Source organism: Extibacter sp. GGCC_0201 (assembly GCF_017566055.1).
Lineage (GTDB): Bacteria > Bacillota > Clostridia > Lachnospirales > Lachnospiraceae > Extibacter.
In genome coordinates, this window is sequence record NZ_JABFCH010000028.1 from 30734 (window position 1) to 56941 (window position 26208).

The window sequence follows — 26208 nt, forward strand, 5'->3', positions numbered from 1 at the left end:
CCCGTCCCCAATTTGCTTATCCTTCTACGTATTCTCGCATCCCCTGGAAGATGAGCCACACTGAGGTTGCCCCTGCATCCTGGTAGCCGACCGCCCGTTCCATGAGCGACTTGGCCCTTCCGAACTTTGCTACATATTTCTTCGTATCTTCCACGCCCTGTAATGCGGCGGCTTCTGCCGCTCTCAGCATGGGCAGGAGTCCTTCGTTGCAGCTGGCTTTCATTGCGTCTACAGCCGGGGCCAGGGCATCTACCATCGTCTTGTCTCCTACTTCAGCCTTCCCTCTCTCCTGGATGGCAAGCAGGCTCTTCTGCTCCATCCGGGCCAAATCTTTTGCTGTTATAACCGGCTTGGGTTCCATTCCTTTTGCTCCCGCCAGGTACAGGCTTCCGAAGATGACGCCTGAGGCGCCGCCCATGGACATGAGCATTGCCTTACCGGCAGCCTCGAACACGGCATAGGCATTCTCTTCGCCTGCCATCTGCTCCAGCTTTTCTTTTGCCTTATTCATGCCTCCGGCCATGCCGATGCCATGGTCTCCGTCGCCGATGGCGCTGTCTATCTCCGTGAGATACGGCTTCTTCTCGATAATCTTGTCTGCTATATAGATGAGCATTCTCCTGGCGTCTTGTGCACTCAGTTCTGCCAGTACACCTCTCTGTCTTGCCTCAGGCTCCACAACAGCAGCCTTCCCGGCCGCGGCTGCTTTATCCCTTCTATCCTCTTCCTTGGACCCCCTGTTTTCTGCCTTACCGGCGGTTTCCTCTTCTTCGTCCGGCCTGCAGCTTCTACCCGCCAGTTCTCCTTTGGCATAGTACGGACAGTAGCAAGGGCTGTCATAATAGCCTTTCAGCTCCTCGTCAAGCTGGAAAAAGGTGACAGAAAAGCCTCCCATCTCCTGGCTCGTGCAGTAGTTGTTCAAATCTGCGTCATATACCTTGATGCCGTCGTTATCGAGCAGCTCTTTTATCTTGCGGTAGACGATTGCCAGTTCTGTGATTGTCGTAGAGCCAAGCCCGTTCACGAGCACGCATATCTCATCGCCTGCCTGCAGGTCCGCATCTTCCATTATCTGTGCGTACATCTTTGCCGCAAGCACATCAGCGGGCTGCCAGAGCGTACGGAGCACTCCCCGTTCTCCATGCAGCCCCATACCGTATTCTATCTCGTCCTCGCCCAGCTCGAAGATCGGCTTATCTACTCCCGGGAGCTGAGCCGGGGCTGTGGCAACCCCCACGGTCCGCGTATTATCTCTCGCCTTTTCGGTAATTCGTGTCACTTCCTCCAGGCTGAGACCCGCGTCGCATGCCGCGCCCGCGATTTTGACTACAAATACGTCACCTGCGATTCCCCTGCGGTCATCCATACGTTCCTTTGGCGCGCTTGCCACGTCGTCCTGTACGCGGACGTGGGCAGTCCAGATGCCATCGTCCCTGAGAAATTCTTCGCCCATGTCAAAGTTCAGGTTATCCCCTGCATAGCAGCCATACACGAAGAGCACTCCTTTTCCGTTATCCACCGCTTTCGCCGCCTCGTATATCGTATTCGGGTCAGGCGAGGCAAAGATATTGCCACAGGCGGCCGCATCCGCGAGCCCTTTCCCGACAAAGCCTCCGAACATCGGCTCATGTCCGCTTCCTCCGCCGATGACAAGAGCCACCTTATCCTTCCGCCTCTGTCTGGACAAAATGGCATTCACCTCGGGATGCTTCCGAAAGTACCTGCTGTAAGCTCCGACGAATCCTTCCATCATCTCCGAAACGACATGGTCCGCGTCATTGATTATTTTCCTCATACTTTTCCCCCGTTCTAGTATTTCACAACTGCCTTTATGACATCTGCCTTGTTATCTACGTTATAGGCAACCCCCTCGATCACATCCTGGAATTCAAAGACGTGAGAGACGATGGACTTCAGCGGAATCGTACCTTCGCTCACCGCTTTTATCGCTGTCGGATACAGGTTCCGGTAACGGAATATCGTCTTCAGGTCACCTTCTTTCGCGCTCAGGCTGCCGATATCCACGACAATCTCAGGTTCCGCGCACATGCCCACAAGCACGACCCGGCCTCCGTTCTTAATCAGCTTCGCAGACTGCCGCGTCGTAAACTCTGCGCCTGCCGTCTCAAAGACGATGTCCACTCCCCCTCCCGGAAGTGTCTTGACAAATTCTTCGATATTGACATCTTTTGCGTTGAATGCCTCTTTCGCGCCGACTTCCCTGGCCTTTTCCAGACGCTTGTCGATCATGTCTACCGCATAGATCTCTTCTATTCCTCTTGCCCTTAGCACCATAATCGTCACAAGCCCGATACAGCCGCAGCCAAGTACGACAGCGCTCTGCCCAATCTCGGCCTCTGCGACCTTGGCGGCGTGGAAGCCGACAGCCAGCGGCTCTATCAGCGCCCCTTCCATCGTGTCTACATTATCCGGCAGCTTGAAACACATATTGGCCGGATGGACGCAGTATTCGGAGAATACCCCGTCCCTCTCGTTCGGTATCGCCATGAAGGACATATCAGGGCAGAGGTTATACAGCCCCTTCCTGCACATGTCACAGGAACCGCATGGGACGCCCGGTTCTATGGCTATCCGGTCGCCCTTTTCAAATCCCGTCACGTCAGGGCCGACCTCCTCTACAATCCCTCCCGGCTCATGGCCGAGCACAAGAGGGCCGTCCGGTACCCAGTTTCCAAGCCTCCCGGCCTCATAAAAATGCAGGTCAGAACCACACACTCCTACGTACTCCAGCTTGACGAGAAGCTCACCTTTCCCCGGTTTGGGAATGTCCCTTTGCGTCCACTCCATCTGCCTTGCCCCTGTCATCACTGCAACCTTCATTTTTCCTTCCATAATATGTATACCTCTTTTCTATCATTCTTTATATATTAGCCAGTAAAATCGAAATGTCTGATATTTTTTTAACAATTTCTTATTTTTTATGTGGTTGGGACTTACCCAACCACTTATAATTTTTCTCAGGGCTTATTGCGTTTTATCCTCGGATGATGTATCCGGCTCTATTTAGCATAGATCGTATCCAGCAGCTCGTCTACGTTTTCCTTTGTAATCCATTTCATATCTATATATGATAATTCTTTTTCTGTCACTTTTCCTTCCAGCACGTCATATGCCTTCTGTACTGCTTCGCTTCCTTCCAGCCCAGCATCCTGATATACGGTTCCGAGAAGCGTACCGTCCTTGACCGCGTTGCAGCCGTCCAGAATCGCGTCTACACCCGTTACGACTATCTCATCCGTCAGGCCTGCTGCCTCCAGGGCCTGAATCGCGCCGAGGGCCATCTCGTCGTTGTGGGCCACGATGGCGTCAATCTTGCCGCTGAATGTCTCCAGCCAGTTCTCTACGAGCGTAAGCGCCTCCTCGCGGCTCCAGTTTGCCGTCTGGTCGGCAAGCACATTGATCTTGCCTTCGTACTTGTCAAGTATGTTCTGGTTCCCTTCCAGACGCTGTATCTGAGCAGACTGTCCGATTGGCCCCTCCAGGATGACGACATTGCCTTCTCCGCCGATCTCATCTATGGCATTCTGCATCTCGAGCTCTCCCGCCAGCACATCGTCAGGTCCTACATAATGGTAAGGCTCTTCTGTGTTGAACAGCATGTTCACGCCGACAAGCGGAATTCCCGCGTCGTCACACATCTCGATAGCCGGAAGTATCGCGTCCGAGTCTACTGCCGCCACGATGATGACATCCACCTTCTGGGCTATCAGGTTCTCAATCTGCGTAATCTGGTTCTGTGCATCCTGCTGCGCGTCCAGCATAACAAGGTCACAGCCAAGCTCCTCTGCTTTTTTCTCCATGCCTTCTGTCATAAGAGTTACGAACTCGGTCATGTAATAGACCGTGCAGCCAATCGTATACCCTCCATCCTTCTTTGACGCCTTCTTGTCATCCCCCTTGCCGTCGCTGTCTTCTGTCCCTGAGCTGCATCCAAGCAGCAGGCTGGCAGCCATGGCCGCTACGAGTAACATAGATAATATTCTTTTTTTCATAACTTTCCCTCCTGTTATTATTGGTTACGTTTTGAATCGATTAATATCGCCCCGAGAATAATCAACCCTTTTACAATCTGCTGATAGAACGATGACACGTTCATCAAGTCCAGCCCATTGTTCACAATACCTAATAAGATAGCTCCGACTATCGTGCCCCAGAGCCTTCCACGTCCTCCGGACAGGCTTGTGCCTCCGATAACCGTGGCAGCGATGGCATCCAGTTCATAGCTCTCACCCGCTGTCGGCAGCCCTGCAGACACACGTGCCGTCAATATGATGGCCGCGATTCCGCAGGCAATGCCGCTCAGCACATAGACCATCATCTTTATACGCTTTACATTGATGCCGGATACCATGGCCGCATTTTCATTTCCACCGACCGCATATACGTAACGGCCGAACTTCAGCTTTGTGAGCATGACACTAGCCAGTATGAACACGATGATAAGTATGATGGTCGGCACCGGTACGCCTGCAATGCTGCCTTTGCCGATGGCCAGAAATTCCGTGGGCAGGTTTGAAATAGGTCGACCGGTACTGTATACATAAGTCATACCTCTTGCTATCGTCATCATAGACAGGGTGACGACGAACGGCGCCGCATTCCAGTATGCCACGAAATAACCGTTGTAAAGTCCGAGCAGCCCGCCGATTGCAATTGCAATCAGCACGATGAGCGCAATCGGGTATTCCTTGTCCCGCAGAAGGCCCGCTGCTATGATACCGGAAAATGCCACGATAGAACCGACCGACAAGTCTATCCCTCCGGTCAGGCATACGATTGTCATCCCGATAGCCAGTATTCCATTGATCGATATCTGCCGCAGAACATTCAGCAGGTTCGTGCCTGTCAAAAAGTTGCCCGAGATAAACGATAGTATAATCCCAAGCCCAATTACGATAAATATAAGCATATATGTCTGAACCCAATTCCGGTCAAACCTCTTTGTCATCTCTTTCATCACTGCATTCCTCCTTCATCGACATCCGAAGCATACATCATGATCTTCTCCTGCGTAGCCTCTTCCCTTGCCAGCTCTCCCTTTTTTCTTCCTTCATAAAATACGACGACACGGTCAGACATGCCCAGAATCTCGGGCATCTCTGAGGAAATGAATATAATCGCCTTCCCTTCTTGTGCAAGCTGAGCCACCAGCTTATATATCTCTGTCTTGGCCCCGACGTCGATGCCTCTCGTAGGTTCATCAAATATCAATATATCCGGATTCTGCAGCAGCCATTTCGCCAGCACGATCTTCTGCTGATTTCCACCGCTTAACTGCTTCACCATCTGCTGCATATTCGGTGTCTTGATGTTCAGCTTGTCTTTGTATTCCTCTGCTACTTTGACGGCCTGTCTCCGGTTGATGGCCCCCATCCTGTTGGACAGCTTTCCAAGAGACGGCAGTACCATGTTATCGTAGACGCTCATGTCCAGGACGAGCCCGTTTCCTTTCCGGTCCTCTGTCACATAGCCGATTCCTTTCGATATCGCCTTTCCCGGCCTGGGCTTCTCAAGCTTCTCTCCATTGACCCAGATAGCGCCTCCGGTCGGCTGCGTGATGCCAAACAAGGCGTTCATCACCTCTGTCCTTCCAGACCCCATCAGTCCGGAAAAGCCAAGTATCTCTCCCCTTCGCAGCTCAAAGGAAATGTCATCGAATACCCCTTCCTGGCTGAGGTTCTCCACCTTCAGCACAACCTCCTTTGGCTTGTTTGAACGTACCGGATATATCTCGGTCAGTTCCCTGTCCACCATCTTGACGACAAGCTCATTTTCATCTATCTCACCGGCGTCATATGTACCGATATACTGTCCGTCTCTGAATACGGTTATCTCGTCCGCAATCTTAAATACCTCGTCCATCTTATGGGTGATGTAGACGATACACCTTCCGTCTTCCTTCAGGCTGCGGATAATCCCGAACAGGCTGGCGACTTCCCTGTCCGTTATCGTCGCCGAAGGTTCATCCATTATTATAACTTCCGCATCATAGGACAGCGCCTTGGCAATTTCTACCATCTGCATCTGTGACACTGTGAGCTCTTTCATGAGCCTTCCCGGGGGCAGGTCGACCCCTACCTTCTTGAGCAGTTCGGCAGCTTCCCGGTTCATCGTCTTATAATCGATCAGCTTCCCTTTGCAGAATTCTTTTCCAAGAAATAGGTTCTCGGCTATCGTCATATCCAGTATAGGGCTCAGTTCCTGGTGTATCATGGAAATGCCATGGCCAAGCGCATGCTTGGGCGTATGGAACGCGACCTTTTCACCATGCAGATAGATATCTCCTTCATCTGCCTGATAGATGCCTGCAATGATCTTCATCAGCGTCGACTTGCCGGCCCCGTTCTCTCCCATAAGCGCGTGTACTCTGCCTTTGATCAGCCTGAAGTTCACATTAGATAATGCCAGGACCCCCGGGAAACGTTTTGTGATATTACGCGCTTCAAGCACAAGTCCATCCTGCGCTTTTTCCTCATTTTTCATAACTTTTCCTCCCATATCTTTTATCACCGTTCACAGGTTCCTCTCGATGCATGCATCGTATCATACTACTCTCCTGCCTCCTACTAACCATCTTCACAATAGGGGGGACAATCTTCAGAAGTTAGATGTTTTACATAATAACTTTTATTGATTCGTTATATTTTTGTCTATATTGTCCAAGTTCTAAATATATAAAAAAATGGCATGTTTTACCTTATTGAACAAAAAAATGATATCCCCGCCAGGCGGGGATATCACAGGATACAGTCCGGATATCATACATCCACTTCGTTTTTCTTCATTCATCACAGTTCTGAATACAGGAACTCATAAGCCTCTTCTTTGCTTATCATCCTGCCGTGCCGCATATACAGCTCCCTCCCGCGGCAGTAGTTCAGCTCTGCTGTGTTGGAGGTGATGATCAGGACGGGGATGTTTCTTTTCTCCAGCATATATATCATCTCCCTTGCCGTCTCCCTCGCCTGAATGTCCCCCTCGGCAAAGGGCTGGATACAGACAAGCAGCTGCGGGGAATAGATGAGCCAGCGGCAGTACACGATCCGCTGTACATCCGCCGGGGACAGGTCCTTCACCTTCCTTGCATATACATCGTCCGATATGATGCCGCCGAGCAGTTTCCGGATGCTCTTTCTGTACTTCGGAATCATCCACATCCCGCTCACCTTCTGTGACAGCAGTATCTGCAGATTATCCATGGCGGACAGCTCCTCGAATAATGAAGCGGTTCCGGGGTTGCCCTGCACGACGCCGATCCGGTCCTTCACACCCGCCACCACTTTCCCGACAGCCTTCTGCGCACTGCCGATGCACAGCCTGCCCGACACTGCCTCCGACTCGCCCTTCAGAAAGCCGGTGACCTCGTCATAGCTGCGCTCGTCTATGCAGAACAGCTTTACAATCTCCCCTCTGTCCACAGAGAAAGAGACATGTCTGAGGTAGCCCGTGCAAATGTCCTGTACGCTGACCCCTTCCCCGGACATTTCTTTTGTGCCGCGTTTCCAGTCCTCCGCATTCTTCTCCATCTCATCACGGTAAAGGATTGTGTGAAGCGTCGTATAGTCGCAGTCGCCCACATCCTTTACCGCGCACGTCCTGCCATGCTTTATGACCACTACCGTATCCGTATAGATAAAATTGATATCCTCCAGCGGTTCTACGACAAGGCAGGAAAGGCCTCTGCCGCGCAGCTTCTCCAGAAGCTGCCAGAGTTTCCTCATCTCCGCGTCGCTCAGGCAGATGCTGAGGGCAGTCAGTATGATAATCTTCTGTCCAAGCAGATAGGCTTTCATAATCTCTATCTGCACTTTCTCAAATACAGAACGCCGCGCCATCGGCTTTTCCATGTCTATCTCCAGTCCAAACTCTTCAAACAGCTCTGCGGCCTCTTTCCTGTAGTTTCTTCTTTTAACCCAGTGTCCTTTCACCTGCGGCCGTACAAGGAACATATTTTCCTCCATGGACACAGAGTCGATAAGCCTGCTCTCCCTTGATATGAGCGCAACCCGCCTCTTCAGCACACGTGCCGTATCTTTTTCGGGTATGCCTTTTTCCTCATAGTACACCCTTCCGTAATCAGCCTTCTGCGACCCTGTCAAAATATCCAGGAATGACGTCTTCTCCTGTATATTGTCAAACACACAATGGATAATCTCGCCCTCGAACACCTGGAGCTCAATCCGTTTGAGAAGATTGCCTTTTCTGATATTTTCAATCCTCAGCCGTTCTCTCTTCATATTCACCACGCCTTAATCTGGGCAGCATTACTTTTACATCTGTACCGATGCCTGCAACACTGTATACATGCACTCCATAGTCTTCCCCGAACAGCAGCTTGATCCTGCTGTTGACATTCTTCATGGCGATGCCGCCCTTTTTCTTCCGGTCATCCCCTACATAGCTGACCGCCACCTTCTCAAAGTAACCGTTAATCTTTTCCACCTGCTCCTCAGGCATCCCGACACCGTTGTCAGAGACAGTTATCAACAGCTTATGCTCCGTCGTATCAACCTTCACCCTTACCACGCCGCCATTAACTTTCTTTTCCAGCCCATGGTATATTGCATTTTCAACAAAGGGCTGGATCGTGAGCTTCGGCAGACGAAGCTGCAGGACTTCCTCCTCCTTCGGATAGGTAATCTGAAGCTTCAGCTTCTCGCCAAACCTGTAATGCTGGATGGTAAAATAATTCTCTACATTGTCTATCTCTTCTTCCAGCGTGACGAGCCTGTCCACTCCTGTGATAGAGTACCGGAAAAAGATAGAGAGGGCCTCCGTCGTCTCCGCCACGCTGTCCAGTCCTGCACAGATGGCATCCCCTCTGATCGCCTCCAGCGTGTTATACAGGAAATGAGGGTTGATCTGGTTCTGCAGCGCCAGATATTCCGCCTGCTTCTTGGACATCCGTATGGCATCCTGCTTGTTCAGCAGATGCCGTATCTTCTTCATCACTTCACACCACTGCGGCATCAGCTCATACTCCGCATCGAACAGTTCTTCATACACCTGTCCGTCAATAAAGCGCTGGTAAAGCCGCCTCATCTCCTGATACGGCTTCAGCACGTACTCTGCCGCCAGATAGGTCAAGATGAGGAGCACGATAACCTCTGCCAGTATGACGGTGCCCATGAACGTTGCAGAGACAGCCCCCTCAGAAAAGATAATACTTAATATCCCTATATTGATGATGCCTGACAGCAGCAGCAAGGTGATGACAACTGCCACCCTTGCAGAAAGCGCTTTCCTTTTCATCCTGTGCCTCCTTCTAATTGTACAGCCTGCGGAACTCCGTAGGAGTGACTCCCGTCAGCTTTTTGAACAGCCTGGAGAAATACTTGATATCCGAGTATCCGACCGCAAAAGATATGTCCTCCACCTGCTGCTCTGTATTCAAGAGCATATTCTTCGCATTCTCTATCCTTATCTCCTTCAGGTAATCTGAAAAGTTCTTTCCGGTCTCCTTCTTAAACATTCCCGAAAAATATGTAGGATTGAATCCAATCTCTCTGCTCACTGTCTCAAGCGTCAGCGGAAGGTAGTAGTTGTCCCCGATAAACTGTCTCGCCTGCCTGATCGGCCTCGATTCCACATACTTCTTCTCCTCCATCCAGTGCATGAGAGAACGCAGCATATACTGCTTCAGATAACCAACCGCCTCATGGATGGTACCCAGCACCTCCAGGTGCTTCAGTAGTTCCGGATACTGGTCCGGTATGGCAATATTATAATTATGTGTACCAAAATAGAACAGCGTCAGGACTTCCTTGTATATTCCTGAGACGAGCCGGCCGTCTTTCTCAGGACTTTCCAGCAGCAGCCTTTCCAGATTATCCAGTTCCCCCTCAATGCTTTCAAGGTCTATAATCTCGATATAGTTCAGGAAACGCTTCTTGCATGCGTTATCGATAATCTCTCCAACCATCTCTTTGTATTTTTCTCCGTGCGGGGCCTTCAACAGGAAGTCTTCCCCGTAATAGAACCTCTGCTGCACCGCCTGTTCTGCCGACTCGAAGCTCTTCCGTATGTTCTGCATGCTCCCGGTCTCTTCGCCAAGCCCGACGTACACCTGCACCTCCTCGAACACATCCTGCAGCCTTGATATGTCCAGCTTCACCTTTTTGAGCTTGCGGGCCGCCTTCTTCATATCTTCTTCCGTTCCGTTGAGTATCCCGCATATATCCCCGTCAACCACACCGGTTACCGCCTCGCCATACATACCTTCCAACGCTTCCTTTACGATTTCCGTCCCCTTCTGGAGCAGAATCCGTCTCGTATCCGAATCCTCTTTCCTCTTTACCGGTATGGCCTTGATGATGAAGGTCTGATAGCAGATGTCCTGAAATTGGTAATGGTATTCCCTGTTGATCCGGTCCAGCGGATAGAAGCCGCCAAACTTTTCCGGCCGTTTCAGCAGATCCTCCAGGAAGCTGCCCTTCACCCGCTCTTCATTTTCTTCCAGCCTCTTCTGCATATCTTCCCACTTCTGTGCGTCCAGAATCTCTTCCCTGCATTTCTCGATAATCTTCTTAAGCGTTGCAGTCAGATCCTTCTTGCGTATCGGCTTCAGAAGATAATCCTCCACCCCATAACGGATAGCGTTCTGTGCGTAATCAAACTGGCTGTATCCGCTGATGATAACGATATACATGTCGGGATACAGCACCTTCGCCTTCTGTATCAGTTCCATCCCATCACAGCCAGGCATGCGGATATCTGTAATCATGACATTGACCGTATTATCCTGCAAGAACTTATAGGCTGATATCCCGTCGTTCACCACCCCGACTATCTCAAGCCCAAACGCTTTCCAATCCACCAGATTGACAATCAGCTGGCACACCTTCTTCTCATCATCTGCAATCAGTACCTTCAGCATACCGTGCAACCTCTCTTTCGTATCGTCTAAAATCCACTCTATTATATCATAATGTTCAGACAATTTAAACTTTCATAAAGGAGAATCCACGACAATAAAAAAGCACGGAAAACCGGCCAACTAAAGCCTGTGTTTTCCATGCCTTCTGCTCGCGGATCTAGTCACGCGTGTTATCATATTCTACAAATGCATCTACCTTTGGCTGTGAAGAGCAACCCGGCACGAATTCGTTAGACAGGAATGCTTCCGCAAGCAGCTCCCTTACCTTTCCACCGGTTGTAAACGCGCCCATACATGCGATATTCGCATCGTTGCTCAGGCGGGCCCTCTGTGCAGAGTATACGTCGGAAACCAATGCCGCATATGCACCCTTGACCTTATTTGCAGCGATAGACACGCCGATGCCCGTCCCACATATAAGAATGCCACGGTCATACTCTTTGGAAGCCACCGCCTCTGCTACTTTGACAGCAGTATTGGCATATATCGGGTCATCACTTCCGAAATCCGTAATCTCTCCATAGCCTTTTGCTTCCATAAATTTAATTAAATCTTCCTTTGCCTCCTGTGCATTTGGGTCACAGCCGATTGCAATCTTCATCTTAATTCCCTCCTGAATGCGATATGATTATTTTTTGATTCTACCGATATTCTAGCATTGTGTTCCTGTTTTGTCTACTTTCGGTTTCTTTCGTAAAGGGATTTTCAATCGTATTCAGCTTCTTCACCCAATCTACTTATTCATAATTTGGATGCAGGATGACCTTCAGCGTTCCCGGACCGCCTTTTGCAGCCAGCGCGATGCCTTTGTCATAATCATCAAGAGGCATCTCGTGCGTGACGAGGTCTTTCACCTGTACCTTGCCTGACTCCAGATATTCCAGCGCGCGTCCGAAACAGTGGGTCTGCGCCCATGTTGGAATGAGCTGTATCTCGTGCAGGTACCAGTATTCCGGGTCGATGGCCCACTTCGCGCCGGCATGCGGCATAGCGAACATCATGAACTTTGCGCCCATCTTGCCGAACTTGATCATGCTTTCCATGACATCAACGTTTGCCGTCGTATCTACAAGCACGTCGAATCCGTTTGGCGCAATCTCCTTAAGCTTCGCCTCATGTACGCCCGGATCGTTCCTGTCCATGAGAATCGTCTCCTTGCACCCATATTTTTTCAATATGTCCAGCTTATCCTGGCTCGGCCCGCACACGACGACCCGGTTTGCATTGGAATGCATGAGGAGCTGAATCAGGATGATTCCTGTAGGACCGCAGCCGTATACGAGCACATCATCTCCGAACTGCACCTGGACCCGGTCCATAGAATGGACCGCACATGCCGTAGGCTCTGCAAATATAGCATCATTAAAGGACAGGTTTTCGCTGATCGGGAATACCTTGTCAGCGTTCACCGCGACATATTCCGCAAACCCTCCAGGGCCGTTGCAGCCGAGGGAATAGAAGTTCTCGCAGTAGAGCGGCTCATCTTTCCTGCAGTAGTAGCAGTCGTCACAGAGCACCGTATTGTCTGCCGTCACCCGGTCACCTTCCTGGAATGTCTTGACATCGCTTCCTACCTTATATATGTATCCTGCAAATTCATGTCCGTTCAGCAGAGGGAATTCCGCCAGGAACCCGCCGCCTGCCAGGGCCACATCTGCACCCTTGCATATGCCGCAGGACATCACTTTGATGAGCACCTGGTGAGGCGCAATTTCCGGTACAGGCACTTTTGTTATCTGGCAGTGGCCCGGCTTGTCATATACATTTGCTTTCATCATTTCCATTCTAGACACCTACTTTCTATTCTTCAGGGCAATCGCTTCTCTTGCCTTTTCCGCTATCTTCTCAGGCGTCAGGCCGTATTTCACCATAAGCGCCTCAGCCGTTCCGGAATGACCGAACTCATCTTCCACACCGTGCTTTACGACCGGCACCGGACATGTCTCGCCTACCACCTCAGATACTGCAGCTCCGAGCCCGCCGATGATGTTGTGCTCTTCCGTCGTCACGATGGCGCCGGTCTCCTCTGCCGCCTTTATGATGATGTCCCTGTCTATCGGCTTGATGGTGTGCAGATCGATGATCCTTGCCCCGATTCCTTCTTCCTGAAGAAGCTCTGACGCTTTCAGCGCTTCCTGCAGCATAAGTCCCGTGGCGATGATCGTCACATCCCCGCCGTCTTTTACCTGTACGCCCTTTCCAAGTTCAAATGTGTAACCGTCCATACTGTCCGTCACGCACTCTACCCCGGAACGTCCGAGCCGCAGATAGCACGGGCCGTCATAACCGATCATGGCCTTCAGCGCTTCCCGCGTCTCATTCGCGTCGCACGGGCAGATGACAGTCATACCCGGAATGGTCCGCATCAGGCTCAGGTCCTCGATACACTGATGGGTAGCGCCATCCTCTCCTACCGACAGCCCGGCATGGGTGCCAACCACCTTTACATTCAGTCCCGGATAGGCGATAGAGTTTCTTACCTGATCGTATATCCTGCCAGCGGCGAACATCGCAAACGTATGGATGAAAGCCGTCTTGCCGGACGCCGCCGTACCTGCAGCCATCCCGGCCATGTTGCACTCGGCGATGCCCGCATTAAAGAAACGCTCCGGATACTTCTCGGCAAAATAGCAGGACATGGTGCAGATCGTAAGGTCCGCGTCAAATACCATGATCTTCTCGTCAGCTCCGAATTCACACAGAGCCCTTCCATATGCTTCTCTCGTTGATATTACATTTCCCATGATTACACCTCCAGTGATGCGATAGCTGCATCGATCTCGCTAAATGCCTGTCTGAACTGTTCTTCTGTCGGAGTGCCGCCGTGGAACTTCACGTTGTTCTCCATATATGATACGCCCTTGCCCTTTACCGTCTTTGCCACGATTACTGTCGGCATGCCTTTTGCTTTTGCCGCCTCATCGATGGCACCGGCAATCTGCTCATAATCATGTCCGTCTATCGTTATCACATTCCACTTGAACGCTTTGAACTTATCCTCAATCGGATAGGGGGACATTACCGCTTCGACCGTACCGTCAATCTGCAGGTTGTTGTTATCCACGAACACCGTTAGATTGTCAAGGCCATAGTTTCCGGCAGCCATGGCGGCCTCCCATATCTGTCCTTCCTGAATCTCTCCGTCGCCAAGGGCCGCATATACACGGTAATCTTTCTTATCTACCTTGCCTGTCAGCGCCATGCCGACCGCTGCAGACAAGCCCTGTCCAAGAGAGCCTGCCGACATATCCACACCCGGAACCTTCGTCATCTCTACATGCCCGGACAGATAGCTGTCCACGTTGCGGAACGTCATCAGGTCGCTCACCGGAAAGTATCCTTTCAGCGCCAGCGTCGCGTACATCGTCGGCGTACAGTGTCCTTTGGATAACACGAACCGGTCACGGTCCGGATTCTTCGGGTCAGATGGGTCTATATGCATCTTCTCAAAGTATAATACTGCCAATATGTCTGCTACTGAAAAAGAACCGCCTACATGTCCGGAGTGGGCCGCTTCGATTGCCTCGAGCGCCTTTCTCCTTATCTTTGCTGCCGTTAGTGCCAGTTCTTTCACTCTTTTCTCTTCCATCTTTAAGAACCTCCGTCTGATATTAGTCATATACATTTAGCAGATTGTAAATCCACCGTCAATTACCAGGTTCGCCCCGTTGATAAGGCTTGCCGCGTCACTTGCAAGGAACACCGCGCACGCCGCCACTTCTTCCGGATAGCCGAAACGGTGGGCCGGTATCTTCTTCTTGAATTCCTCTCCCCGCTCATTGTTCCAGTTCTCTTCGCCCATAGGTGTGAGGATGATCGTCGGTGAGACGGCATTGACATTGATGTTGTACTGGGCCAGCTCCATTGCGAACTGTTTCGTGGCATAGATGACCGCTGCTTTGGCACAGCCGTAAGTCAGATGCCCATCGAGCGCCACCACGCCTGCCTGAGAGCCCATGTTGATAATCTTCCCTCCACCGTTTTCCTTCATCACTTTTGCCGCGGCCTTCATGAACCGCACGGTGCCTGTCAGGTTGATACTAAGCGTCTTATCCCAGAGCGCTTCATCATGCTCCAGCACGCCTTCCACTACCCCAATCCCTGCACAGTTGACGAGGATATCAAGGGAGCCGAACGTCTCCATGGTCGTGCCGACACATTCCTCAATCGCCTCTGTCTTTGTGATGTCTCCCGCATAAGCCATGTAACCCACACCCTGACTCTTCATATACGCCGGCAGTTCGGCTGGTTCGCTTAAGTCGAAGCTCACGACGTTGGCACCTTTTCTCGCATACATCTTCGCAATCTCAAATCCGATACCGCTTGCAGCCCCTGTGACGATAGCCGTCTTGCCTGCGAGGCTGAAGTCTTCATTAAAATTCCTGTAATCCATCTCTAATCATCCTCCATGGTGTACCTGTCCGCTACTTAATCTTGATTACCGCTTTTACGACATCATCCTTATTGTTGATCGCACAGTCGAACGCTTCCTGGATATCCTCAAAGTCAAACTCATGCGTCACGATGCCGGATACGTCGATGATACCGTCCGCAATGGCTGCGATTGCCTGTGGATATATGTTTCTGTAACGGAATACAGATTCGATTCTGGCCTCTTTTGCCATAATCTTGGCGAAGTTATACTCTATCTTCTCTTGTGCGGATATCCCGACGAGAACAATAGTACCGCCATTTTTCACCATGTACGGCGTCTGCTGGATTGTAATCGGAGAGCCGGCGGTCTCAAATACTTTGTCCACCCCTGCGCCATCTGTAAGCTTATCTACTTCCCCGACCGCATCCATCTCTCTGCCGTTGATGACACGGGTCGCGCCAAGCTTCAGGGCATAGTCAAGACGCTTTGGAATCACGTCCACTACCGTGATATCTGTGGCGCCGTGTGCCTTGCAGGCAAGCAGCGTCACAAGGCCGATGCAGCCCGCGCCGAGAATTACTACGGAGTCGCCGAGCTTTACGTCGCCCTGATTGGCTGCGTGCATACCTACGGATAAAGGTTCTACAAGAGCCCCTTCCTTCGTGCTGATATTATCCGGGAGCTTGAAGCACATGTTCTCCGGAAATGCGATGTAGTTCTCATAGCAGCCCTGTACCGGAGGCGTCGCCAGAAACTGTACGTCCGGACACAGGTTGTAACGCCCTGTCTTGCAGAATTCACACTGGCCGCACGTGATACCCGGCTCAAGTGCAACTTTGTCACCAACTTTAAGATGCTCTACGCCTTCGCCAAGGGCGACGACCGTACCGGCACATTCGTGTCCGAGCATGAAGTCTCCCTCTACCTTGTAATCGCCACATCTCCCGTCATGGAAATAATGCACATCGGAACCGCAGATTCCTACATACTCAAGCTCGACAAGCACTTCTTTTGCTCCGGCTTTCGGCATCTCGATATCGCGGATCTCCATTTTGTCTAAATCTGTCATATAAGCTGCTCTGTTATTCATACCAAACCACCTGTCCTTTCCTGGATTGTTAAATTTTTCTCGATTTTTTTAGGTCAAATAAAATGTCCCGCATACGAGACAGCGCATCTTTTGTATAAAAACTGGCAAGCCATAAGACCTGCCAGTTTTTTACTTTTACAATATACTTTTATTTACTGACATTCTATTATTCTTTAATCTGTCCGTTGTCTTTGTACATCTGGATATACTCGTCAACATTGTCGCTTGTAATCAATGGAGCCGGAACGTTGTCATTAATGTCAGTAATCTTCTTTTCGCCTGTCAGTACAGAATGGATTGCTTCTGCGTTCATCTTAGCCAGGTCGATTGCTGACTGTAAGCCTGTAGATGTCATCTTGCCTTCTTTGATCAACAGGCAAGCCTCTGCTGTTCCGTCAACGCCGTATGCCAGCATATCTTTAAATTTGTCATTATCTTTTACTACTTCGATTGCGCCTGCTGCCATATTGTCGTTCATAGATACGACTGCATCGATATCGCCGTAAGCCTGTACCCAGTCTTCCATGAGTGACATAGCTTCGTCTTTGTTCCAGTTAGCGATGTCTTCTGCAAGAATCTCAACGTCTGGTCTCTTCTCGAAGAATTCTTTTTCCCATGCATTTCTTCTCTCTGTGCTGTGGAAGTTGCCTGCAGGCCCTAACAGTACGACAACTTTTGCGTTCTCTGGAATCTGGTCGATAGCAAGGTCGCAGTTTACTTTCGCCTGCTCGTATGGATCGGCGTCGATAGAACCTGTTCCTTCACACTCGACACGTGGGTTTGTCGTGATACATGGGATTCCTGCGTCAACTACCTGCTGGATATAAGGAAGCTGAGCCTCACCGTTGTTCGCCTGGATGATGATGCCGTCGAATCCGCTGGAGATAGCGTTCTCAATCATCGTGTTCTCTTTTTCGTCGTTAGCTTCACCGTCAAATACTTCCAGTGTCATATCGTCATAGTTTTCAAATTCAGCCTTCAGCTCATTTGCAAGCCATGCCGCGAATGAATCGGACTGGGCTCTTGCGATATAAGCTACTTTATAGCTGTCTTTCTTGTCTCCTGAATCTTTCTTGTCGTCAGAGCTTCCTGAGTCTGATTTGCCGCATCCGATTGCCATAGTAGCAACCATTGCCGCGCAGAGTAATACGCTTATAACTTTCTTTTTCATAGATAATATCCTCCTTTTTTTGCTTTCATATTGTAAAAGTTCTGCACTTAATGCATTCATTTCTATGATGGAAGCTTTACTTCGCCTCTTCTTTCTTGGCATCTTCTGCCACAAGGATAACTTTCCTCGTCTTCTTATTCTTGGAACGGATATCCAGAACGACCGCAAATGCGATGATGGCACCTTTGACTATCTGCTGTACGTAGGAGTCCACTCCGGTCAGGTTCATGATATTGTTCAGGAAACCGATGATAAATGCACCGGCAAGGGTGCCCATCGTCGTTCCTACGCCTCCGGAGAAGCTCGTACCGCCGACGATGGTGGCTGTCAGACCTTCCATCTCGTATCCGACCGCGCCGTTCGGCAGCCCTGCGTTGACACGGCTCATGAACAATACGCCCGCGATTCCCGCAAATACGCCGTTGATGATATATGTAATGTACTTGTTCTTCTTAACATTGATGCCGGATGCGATAGCTGCCCCTTCGTTGCCGCCGATCGCGTACAGGGAACGGCCATATCTCGTGTGGTTCATGATATACCAGGTGATGATGGTGATGACGACCATGAAGATGATAGGCATCGGTATCGGTCCCACGCTGCCTTGCCCGAAGATTGTAAAATCCTTCAGCTGAAGCAGGTTCTGTCCCTGCGTATACAGGAGGGCCGCACCCCTTGCCATCGTCTGCATCGCAAGCGTGGCGATAAAGGCCGGAACATCAAAATGTGTTACAAGTACCGCATTTACAAGGTTGCACAGAACTCCGATCACGACTGCCAGCACAAGCGCCAGTGCCAGGGAACCGGTGGACTGGTAACAGGCGATCGAGAGCACGCCGGAGAGTGCCAGCACGGAGCCTACAGACAAGTCAATCAGCCCTGCGATGACAAGGAGCATCTCCCCGTATGCTATGATGGTTCCTACAGACAGCTGCCGGGCAACGTTAGTCAGGTTGTTCACGGATAAGAAATTCTCATTCATCACCGCACATAATATGAACATCGCCAGCAACACGATAAAAATAGAATATTTTTCTACGAACTTACTGTTTTTGAATTTACCTTTACTCATCTTCCTATACCTCCGCTTTTTCTGTACCTGTCGCAAATCTCATAATCGTTTCCTGCGAGAACTCGTCCCTGTTCAGACATCCTGTAATCATTCCTTTGTTCATGACATAAATCCTGTCGCACATTCCGATTAATTCAGGCAGTTCCGAGGAAACCATGATGACGGTCTTGCCCTCTTTCACGAGTTCGGTCATCAGTCTGTATATCTCAAACTTTGCGCCAACGTCGATACCTCTGGTTGGTTCATCCAGAATCAGCACATCCGGATCCCTCAGCATCCACTTTGCGAGAAGTACCTTCTGCTGGTTGCCGCCGCTAAGTGCCTGTATCGCAGTCTCTAGCGAAGGTGTTTTGACGTTCATCTTGTCAAAATATTCCCCGACGAGCTTCTTCTCCTCTCTTGGGTGGCTCCTGCCCCCGTAGATGAACTTGTCAAGGCTTGAAATGCTTGCGTTCTCCATAACGCTTCTGATAGGTACGATTCCGTAACGCCTTCTGTCCTCTGACAGCATGACTACTTTGTTGTTGATACTGTCTCTTACTTTCTTAATCTGTACCGGCTTGCCATGGACTTTGATTTCTCCACCGTCATAAGGGTCCAGGCCGAAGATTGCCCGCATCGTCTCTGTACGTCCTGCTCCCATCAGGCCTGCAAATCCTACTATTTCACCTTTCTTCGCGTAGAAGTTGATATCCTTGAATACCCCCCTGCTCTCCAAATCTTTGATTTCAATAATCGGATCGCCGACGGGCACTTCTTCTTTCGGGTATACATTTTCCATCTTCCGCCCTACCATCAGTGCAATGACAGTGTCCAGGTCAATGTCGGATGCCGGATGCGTCTCGACCACCGTGCCGTCACGCAATACGGTGATATCGTCTGCGATGCGGAATACTTCTTCCATCTTGTGGGATATGTAGATGATACTTACGCCGCGGCTCTTGAGCTCTGCAATCTTCTCAAACAGCACCTCAACCTCTCTGTTCGTGATTGCCGATGTCGGCTCATCCATGATTACGATATCTGCATTATTAGAAATAGCCTTGATGATTTCCAGCATCTGGATATCAGATACGGTAAGCGTCTTAAGCTTCTGCTCCGGATCATACGGAAGCTTCTCCTGCTCGAGAAACTTAAGCGTCTCCTTGCGGACTTTCCTCCAGTCGATTTTACCAACCTTGTTTACCGGCAGCCTTCCGAGAAACAGGTTCTCTTCTATCGACATCTCAGGTACATAGTTCAGCTCCTGGGCAATCATGGCAATCCCGTAGCTTTGTGCCTGAATAGGATTCTTAATCTCCACCGGCTTCTCGTCGATGAATATCTGTCCTGAGTCCGGTTTGTAAAGTCCGTTGATAATCTTCATCAGCGTAGACTTTCCTGCACCATTCTCACCACAAAGGGCATGCACCGTCCCTTTTCTTACCGCAAAATCGATGTTGTCCAAAGCTTTGACTCCCGGGAAAGACTTATTAATTCCGCTGACACGCATTTTAATATTCTCCACTCTTCTTTCCTCCCTTTTCATATACTTCACAGCTTTTACCAATTTTTTGCAATTTCTCATATTTGTTTTATTACTGTTTATGACCGTTTATGCTTGAGCCAATATCTAACTTAGCATTTTTAACGATTCTATGACAAATATTTTGCATTTATTATGCATTTTGCTTATTATAGGACAAATTATAATATTATGACCCTTGTTTGTCAAGTCACTTTTTTGTCCTTTGACAGGCACTTTTTTATGATTTTTGTTAAAATGTACATTTTTAGTTATATCTTTGTTCATATTTAGTTCATATTATCAACCGTCATTCAATTATTCTTTTTGACTTTTTGTTTGTTTTTTATTGTTTTCTTTTTGTTTTTGTGTTATCTTATGCTTAATTTCTTATATAAGATGTACATAGAAAGGAGCATGTTATGATTCACACCCTTACGCTGAACCCCGCCATCGACAGGATCTTATACTTGAACGAGCTGGAGAAGAATGTCACAAACAGGGTCAAAAAAACCACAGATACTATCGGCGGCAAAGGCACACACGTATCTATCAACCTGAAGCTTCTGGGACAGGATAATAACGCCTTCGGCATATGCCACGGCGAGAACGGCAGACAGGTCATCCAGATGCTCTCCAATTACGGCATCGACGTCCGGTTCAACCATTATATGGAAGGCTGCAGGGAGACGAGAACAAATTATCTCCTCATCGAGGACAGTGCCGACTGTACGATTGTCGCGGAATCCGGTGTCACGCTCACCGAAAAAGAGCTGGAAGATCTTCTGTCTACGATGAAAGAAGCCATCCGCCCCGGAGATTACCTCATATTTTCCGGCGATGCATCCAATTCTCCCGACCCTTCCATATACAATAAGATTCTGCACACCTTCCGGGACAGGGATTTGAAGTTCTTCCTGGACACGAGCGGCGCCTCGCTGAAGGAGTGTATCCAGGAGTCTCCTTATATGATCAAGCCGAATCTGGACGAACTCTCTACGCTGGCCGGGTACAGTATTCCGGAAGATGACGCGTCTATCATCAAAGCCATCGATTCTCTGGACAGATATGGGGTGGAGATTATTGCCGTATCACTGGGCGGGAACGGCTCTATCGTCAAGACCCCGGAAGGGGTATACCGCGTACACCCGCCGAGGGTAGATGTCATCAATACGATAGGCTGCGGCGACTGCTATCTTGCCGGGTTCGTATACGGATTGTCGAAGGGATATGAGATGGAAGAGACGATACGGACTGCGACAGGAGTCTCAGCCGCTACTGCCGAATCGCAGCTTTCGGCTGGCTATGATTATAGCCGCGCCATGGAATTGAAAAACCAAGTAACAATTGAAAAAATCTGCCAATTATATTAAAGTAAAGGAGTAAAAGTATGAGCAATTTATCTTATTACGAAATGAGACAGGAAATGGTAACAGTAGCACGGCTGATGTGGGAACGCAGGCTTACGAACGCTGCCGGGGGGAACTTCGCGGTACGCGTGGACGATAACCGCATCCTCATGTCCCCGTCACTTATGTCAGAGAATAAGCATTGTAATATGAAGCCGGAAGATTTCCTTCTGATTGATTATGACCAGAACATACTGGAAGGAGAAGGAAAGCTCTCCCGCGAAGGATTGATGCACGTGCTGATCCTCAGCAACTTCAAAGAAATAGAATGTACGATACATGCCCATCCGTTCTACTGTATGCCGTTCGTGGCACAGTGCAAGCCGATTCCGAATGTGACAGAAGCCACGATGGGACGAGGCGAGGTCGGATGTATCGAATGGACGAAAGCCTATTCCGAAGAGCTGAGCAGAAACGTATACCAGTATTTTGAAGACCACAGGGAGCTGGCCGAAAAGAAGCCAATCGGAATGATCATGCCAAAGCACGGCGTCGTCGTATCCGGTCCTAGCATCTATCTTGCCTACAGCATGTTAGAGCGCATCGAGTGTGACGCTTTCTGTACCATTACGAAGAACCTCATCTAAATTCTAAATAAGGATGGTATGAATTATGTATAGCCATGAAAGGAAAGCCAAAATCATCGACCTGCTGAAGTCACAGTCTTCCGTAAGCGTCAATATACTGGCCGATATGCTTCACACGTCCAAGGAGACGATACGTCGGGATCTCAAAGAGCTGGAAAGCGAAGGCCTGTTGACGAGAACCCACGGCGGAGCCATAACCAACGGCAATTCCCGTTCCGTCGGAGCCTCTGCCAAGTACGGCGACACTATACTCAACAACGAGTATCCTTTCGCGCTCCGGCATGTGAGAAATATACCGGAAAAGAAAAAGATAGCACAGAGGGCAGCTGCATTTATCGAGAACCGGGATACCATTTTCATCGACAACAGTTCTACCACGCTGTTTCTCCTGGACTATATTCCAAGAGAAGTTCATCTGACTATCATCACGAATTCCATAAAGGTGCTGCTGGAGGCGGCCAAGCTCGAGAATCCCAACTTGTCGCTCATATCGCTGGCCGGCTTCTATAACTGCAACAATTATTCCGTATACGGAACGAGGACGATCAGAAGTGCGGAGGACTTTTTCCCGAACAAGACCTTTATCTCCTGTACCGGTGTTACACTTGAGAACCGGCTTACCGACATCAGCCTCAACGAGGTCGATACGAAGAAAGCACTTATGTCCAAGTCAAAAGAGACATACCTGTTGGCAGACCACACAAAGTTTGAGATTAACGGACCTTTCTACCTGTCCGATTTTGATGCGATCGATTATATCGTGACAGACAAATATGACTATACGCCGCAGACCGGCAGCAACATACGTACGATTACTTCCAAGAATAATATTAAAATCATTACAAGCTAGAGGGAGGAGGGTCCACATTGAACATACTGGCTTTTGACCTGGGCGCAAGCGGAGGCAAGCTCTTCCTTGCAGCCGTAGGTAACGGCAAGGCATCTATTCAGAATATCCACAGGTTCGACAATGTATCATACCAGATTAACGGCAGCCTGTACTGGGATATCATCAACATCTACAAAGAGATGAACATCGGAATCAAAAAAGCGATAGAACTGACGGACGACCATATCGATTCTTTTGCCATCGACTCTTTTTCCAATGATTTTGCGTTTATCGATGAAAAGGGAGCGCTGCTCACCCCGGTGCGCTGTTACAGGGACAAGCGTACCGAACGTCACGCCGCGAAGATATACGGACGGCTTTCCAAAGAACAGCTCTACCGCTTAAGCGGCAACCAGAATGCGCTCTTCAACACTTATATGCAGCTCGCCGCCATGTGCGAGGACGGCCACGGATACATATTGAAGAACGCATACAAGCTGCTCTTTATCCCCGACCTGCTCATCAATTTCCTGACTGGAAAGACGATATCCGAATACACGCTGTCTTCCGTCAGCCAGTTGTATGATTTCAAGAAGGATGACTGGTGCCAGGAGATTCTGGACAGCTATTCCATACCCCGCAGCCTGTTCGGCACTTTGACTAAGCCGGGCACCCTGCTCGGACGCACGCAGGAAAGCTACAACAAATATATGGAGACGAAAGGATTTCCCGTATCTGTCGTATGTGAACACGATACGGCTTCCGCATATCTCTCTTCTCCGGTCACGTCAGACTGCGCCCTCATAAGCTGCGGCACATGGGCGCTCATAGGTACGGAACTGGATTCCTGCGTCATCACAGAGGAAGGCTACCGGGCGAACCTTGCCAACGAGGGCGGTTACAAAGGCCACCACCGCCTGCTCCGCAATGTGATGAGCTCCTGGTTCATCCAGGAGACGAAGCGATATTATAAAGAGCACGGCCAGGACTATAGCTTTGAAGAACTAGGCCGGCTTGCCGAAGCCGCCAAGCCGTTCGGCTTCCTTTTTGACCCGGATGAGAACCTGTTCTACGAGCCAGGCAATATGCCAGTTAAAATACGGCAGTACTGTATGGACCACTATGGAACACGGCCAGAATCCACGGGCGAGATCATTCGCTGCATATATGAAAGCCTTGCGATGAAGTTCCGATGGACCATCGAGCAGCTGGAACATATCTCCGGCAAGGCACTCCCTGTCATCAATATGATGGGTGGGGGCGCCAAAGCATCCATGCTCTGCCAGTTCACTGCCAATGCGACGGGCCGCAAGGTTATCGCCGGTCCGGATGAGGCAACTGCCATCGGCAACATCACCGTACAGCTCATCGCTACAGGCGCTGCCGCTACGCTCAATGAGGCAAAAGATATCATGAGGCCGTCTTATCAGACGAAAGAATATACCCCTCAGAATACGGAGGAGTGGAATATGCATTATGAGGCATTTCTGAAACTGTCGAACGATTCAGAACCGGCGCCGCTGCGAGACGCCAGGGAGGAGCAAAGATGAAACCTATATTAGAATCACCAATCATAACCGATATCTGTGATATGACGGCTAACATGTACCGTCTCGGATGGGACGAGAGGAACGGCGGAAATATAAGCTGTCTGCTGGACGAACAGGAGCTGGCAGATTATCTCGACCTTTCCAAGACCATCCGCAATATCCCGATAGATTTTGATGCCACCGAGCTTGCCGGACGCCTGTTTCTCGTGACAGGGACCGGAAAGTATTTCAAGAACGTTACCAAAGACCCGGAGGGGAATCTTGGAATCGTAAGAGTAGCTTCGAATGGCAGAGAGCTGGAACTGCTCTGGGGCTTTGAGGGCAATACGTTACCGACAAGCGAATTCCCTACTCATCTCATGAACCATATGGCAAGGCTGAAAGCAGATCCTGAACATAAGGTTGTCATGCACTGCCATCCGGCAAATACGATTGCCATGACCTTTGTACATTCCATCGATGACCGCGATTTCACCTGCACGCTCTGGCAGATGATTACCGAATGTATCGTCGTATTTCCGGACGGCATCGGCGTCGTACCATGGATGGTATCAGGAACGAATGACATCGGGGCGGCCACGGCCGAGAAGATTAAGGACTGCCGGCTCGTCGTCTGGGCACACCATGGCATCTTCGGCACAGGCAGGACGCTGGATGAAGCGTTCGGCCTCATAGAAACCGTGGAGAAAGCTGCTGAAATCTATATGAAGATCGCCCATCTGGAGCGAAAGAACGAGATACCGAAAGACCAGCTCAAAGCCCTCGCCGATACGTTCCACGCAGTACCGAGGAAAGGCTGGCTTGACTAGAACCTAAAAGGAGGACCCTATCATGTATTTACAGGATATATTTGGATTAGACGGCAAAGTAGCCATCGTGACCGGAGGCGGGCGCGGCATCGGACAAGTCATCGCCTGCGGCCTTGCCAAGGCAGGAGCGGAAGTTGTAATCATCTCCCGGTCCGGCGCCAAAGAAACGGTGGATATGATTACGAAAGACGGCGGAAACGCTTACGAGCTCAGAGCCGATGTCACGGACGAGCCACAGGTGGAGCAGGCGCTTCGCTCCATTCTGGAACGTTCCGGCACCATCGATATTCTTTTCAACAATGCGGGAATCTGCATGCATCAGTCTACCATGGACGCAACCGTAGAGGAATTCCGCCAGGTCGTGGACACGAACCTGACTGGAGAATTTATCATGGCACGCGCTGTAGGGCGAATCATGATTGAACGGGGCATAAAGGGCAGCATCATCAACATGGCTTCTATGTCGGGGACCATCGTCAACATACCACAGTGGCAGTGTTCCTACAACGCCTCAAAAGCAGGAGTCATCCACCTGACCAAGTCACTGGCCGTAGAATGGGCACAATATGGCATCCGGGTCAATTCACTGAGCCCGGGCTACATCGCCACACCGATGTCTGTCGACCTGTCACCGCAGGAACTGATAGACGCATGGATACCGCTCATGCCACTTGGCCGGATGGGAAATCCTGAAGAGCTGATACCGCCGGTGCTTTATCTTGCGTCGGACGCCTCAGGCTACACGACAGGAAGCGATCTCATTGTAGACGGAGCCTATTCCTGCCAGTAAATGTGGGGTTAAGTAAAGTGGCTGCGGGCGGGGAGCCGGGTGGGAGATGCTCCGATGCGTCTGAGGCTCCGACTATTTCACGTATCCCTAACCCTGCGGAATGTGCGCCGACAGCGGCTTACATC

General features: G+C 50.1%; 22 protein-coding genes and 1 pseudogene. 6 read left to right on the forward strand and 17 right to left on the reverse strand.

Annotated features, from left to right (window positions below; all coding sequences use genetic code 11):
• Positions 1-16 precede the first annotated feature (16 nt).
• From dhaL to HJV72_RS16160, 17 genes and pseudogenes are all read right to left on the reverse strand, one after another.
• Complete coding sequence (dhaL, locus tag HJV72_RS16080) at positions 17-1795, reverse strand: dihydroxyacetone kinase subunit DhaL (protein ID WP_208072496.1); 1779 nt, start codon at positions 1793-1795, stop codon at positions 17-19.
• Between the two features lie 14 nt (positions 1796-1809).
• Positions 1810-2853 carry an NAD(P)-dependent alcohol dehydrogenase gene (locus tag HJV72_RS16085; RefSeq protein ID WP_208072498.1) on the reverse strand — a complete coding sequence of 348 codons (1044 nt, stop codon included), beginning with the start codon at positions 2851-2853 and terminating at the stop codon, positions 1810-1812.
• 167 nt (positions 2854-3020) lie between these two features.
• Positions 3021-4013 carry a substrate-binding domain-containing protein gene (locus HJV72_RS16090; RefSeq protein WP_208072500.1) on the reverse strand — a complete coding sequence of 331 codons (993 nt, stop codon included), beginning with the start codon at positions 4011-4013 and terminating at the stop codon, positions 3021-3023.
• Positions 4014-4030: 17 nt separating this feature from the next.
• The gene (locus tag HJV72_RS16095) at positions 4031-4978 is read right to left on the reverse strand and encodes an ABC transporter permease (protein ID WP_330619018.1); all 948 of its coding nucleotides are present in this window, start codon (positions 4976-4978) and stop codon (positions 4031-4033) included.
• The gene (locus HJV72_RS16100) at positions 4978-6504 is read right to left on the reverse strand and encodes a sugar ABC transporter ATP-binding protein (RefSeq protein ID WP_243765678.1); all 1527 of its coding nucleotides are present in this window, start codon (positions 6502-6504) and stop codon (positions 4978-4980) included. The genes HJV72_RS16095 and HJV72_RS16100 overlap by 1 nt, the downstream gene beginning before the upstream one ends.
• A 1283-nt stretch (positions 6505-7787) precedes the next feature.
• Positions 7788-8258: pseudogene (locus tag HJV72_RS20530) on the reverse strand (ATP-binding cassette domain-containing protein); the annotation flags it as partial.
• On the reverse strand, positions 8233-9273 hold the full coding sequence (locus HJV72_RS16110) for a sensor histidine kinase (RefSeq protein ID WP_208072504.1): 1041 nt from the start codon (positions 9271-9273) through the stop codon (positions 8233-8235). The gene HJV72_RS16110 and the pseudogene HJV72_RS20530, both read right to left, overlap by 26 nt.
• Positions 9274-9286: 13 nt before the next feature.
• Positions 9287-10897: a response regulator gene (locus HJV72_RS16115; protein WP_208072506.1), complete on the reverse strand. Its 1611-nt coding sequence runs from the start codon at positions 10895-10897 to the stop codon at positions 9287-9289.
• 157 nt (positions 10898-11054) lie between these two features.
• A complete protein-coding gene (locus tag HJV72_RS16120) occupies positions 11055-11498 on the reverse strand; it encodes an RpiB/LacA/LacB family sugar-phosphate isomerase (RefSeq protein ID WP_066580295.1) in 444 nt (147 codons plus the stop codon).
• Positions 11499-11634: 136 nt separating this feature from the next.
• Complete coding sequence (locus HJV72_RS16125; RefSeq protein ID WP_208072508.1) at positions 11635-12681, reverse strand: zinc-dependent alcohol dehydrogenase family protein; 1047 nt, start codon at positions 12679-12681, stop codon at positions 11635-11637.
• A 9-nt stretch (positions 12682-12690) separates the two neighbouring features.
• The gene (locus HJV72_RS16130; RefSeq protein ID WP_208072510.1) at positions 12691-13641 is read right to left on the reverse strand and encodes a transketolase family protein; all 951 of its coding nucleotides are present in this window, start codon (positions 13639-13641) and stop codon (positions 12691-12693) included.
• Positions 13642-13643: 2 nt separating this feature from the next.
• Positions 13644-14486 (reverse strand): transketolase, encoded by an 843-nt coding sequence (locus HJV72_RS16135; RefSeq protein WP_208072512.1) that lies wholly within the window; start codon positions 14484-14486, stop codon positions 13644-13646.
• A gap of 36 nt (positions 14487-14522) precedes the next feature.
• Positions 14523-15290 carry a GolD/DthD family dehydrogenase gene (locus HJV72_RS16140; protein WP_208072514.1) on the reverse strand — a complete coding sequence of 256 codons (768 nt, stop codon included), beginning with the start codon at positions 15288-15290 and terminating at the stop codon, positions 14523-14525.
• A 31-nt stretch (positions 15291-15321) separates the two neighbouring features.
• On the reverse strand, positions 15322-16362 hold the full coding sequence (locus HJV72_RS16145) for an NAD(P)-dependent alcohol dehydrogenase (protein ID WP_208072516.1): 1041 nt from the start codon (positions 16360-16362) through the stop codon (positions 15322-15324).
• Positions 16363-16528: 166 nt separating this feature from the next.
• Entirely contained in the window at positions 16529-17533 is a 1005-nt protein-coding gene (locus HJV72_RS16150; RefSeq protein ID WP_208072518.1) for a sugar ABC transporter substrate-binding protein, read from the reverse strand.
• 76 nt (positions 17534-17609) lie between these two features.
• On the reverse strand, positions 17610-18605 hold the full coding sequence (locus tag HJV72_RS16155; protein WP_208072520.1) for an ABC transporter permease: 996 nt from the start codon (positions 18603-18605) through the stop codon (positions 17610-17612).
• A gap of 4 nt (positions 18606-18609) precedes the next feature.
• Positions 18610-20112: a sugar ABC transporter ATP-binding protein gene (locus tag HJV72_RS16160; RefSeq protein ID WP_330619019.1), complete on the reverse strand. Its 1503-nt coding sequence runs from the start codon at positions 20110-20112 to the stop codon at positions 18610-18612.
• A 419-nt stretch (positions 20113-20531) separates the two neighbouring features.
• Between HJV72_RS16160 and HJV72_RS16165 the strand changes: the two genes are divergently transcribed.
• The 6 genes from HJV72_RS16165 to HJV72_RS16190 are packed head-to-tail and all read left to right on the forward strand — an operon-like array spanning position 20532 to position 26083.
• Positions 20532-21482 (forward strand): 1-phosphofructokinase family hexose kinase, encoded by a 951-nt coding sequence (locus HJV72_RS16165; protein WP_208072523.1) that lies wholly within the window; start codon positions 20532-20534, stop codon positions 21480-21482.
• Between the two features lie 17 nt (positions 21483-21499).
• Positions 21500-22105 (forward strand): class II aldolase/adducin family protein, encoded by a 606-nt coding sequence (locus HJV72_RS16170; RefSeq protein ID WP_066580322.1) that lies wholly within the window; start codon positions 21500-21502, stop codon positions 22103-22105.
• Positions 22106-22130: 25 nt separating this feature from the next.
• Positions 22131-22955 carry a DeoR/GlpR family DNA-binding transcription regulator gene (locus HJV72_RS16175; protein WP_208072524.1) on the forward strand — a complete coding sequence of 275 codons (825 nt, stop codon included), beginning with the start codon at positions 22131-22133 and terminating at the stop codon, positions 22953-22955.
• 17 nt (positions 22956-22972) lie between these two features.
• On the forward strand, positions 22973-24484 hold the full coding sequence (locus HJV72_RS16180) for a rhamnulokinase (RefSeq protein ID WP_208072526.1): 1512 nt from the start codon (positions 22973-22975) through the stop codon (positions 24482-24484).
• The gene (rhaD, locus tag HJV72_RS16185; RefSeq protein WP_208072528.1) at positions 24481-25293 is read left to right on the forward strand and encodes a rhamnulose-1-phosphate aldolase; all 813 of its coding nucleotides are present in this window, start codon (positions 24481-24483) and stop codon (positions 25291-25293) included. The genes HJV72_RS16180 and rhaD overlap by 4 nt, the downstream gene beginning before the upstream one ends.
• Before the next feature lie 22 nt (positions 25294-25315).
• Positions 25316-26083: an SDR family oxidoreductase gene (locus HJV72_RS16190; RefSeq protein ID WP_208072530.1), complete on the forward strand. Its 768-nt coding sequence runs from the start codon at positions 25316-25318 to the stop codon at positions 26081-26083.
• Positions 26084-26208: the final 125 nt, after the last annotated feature.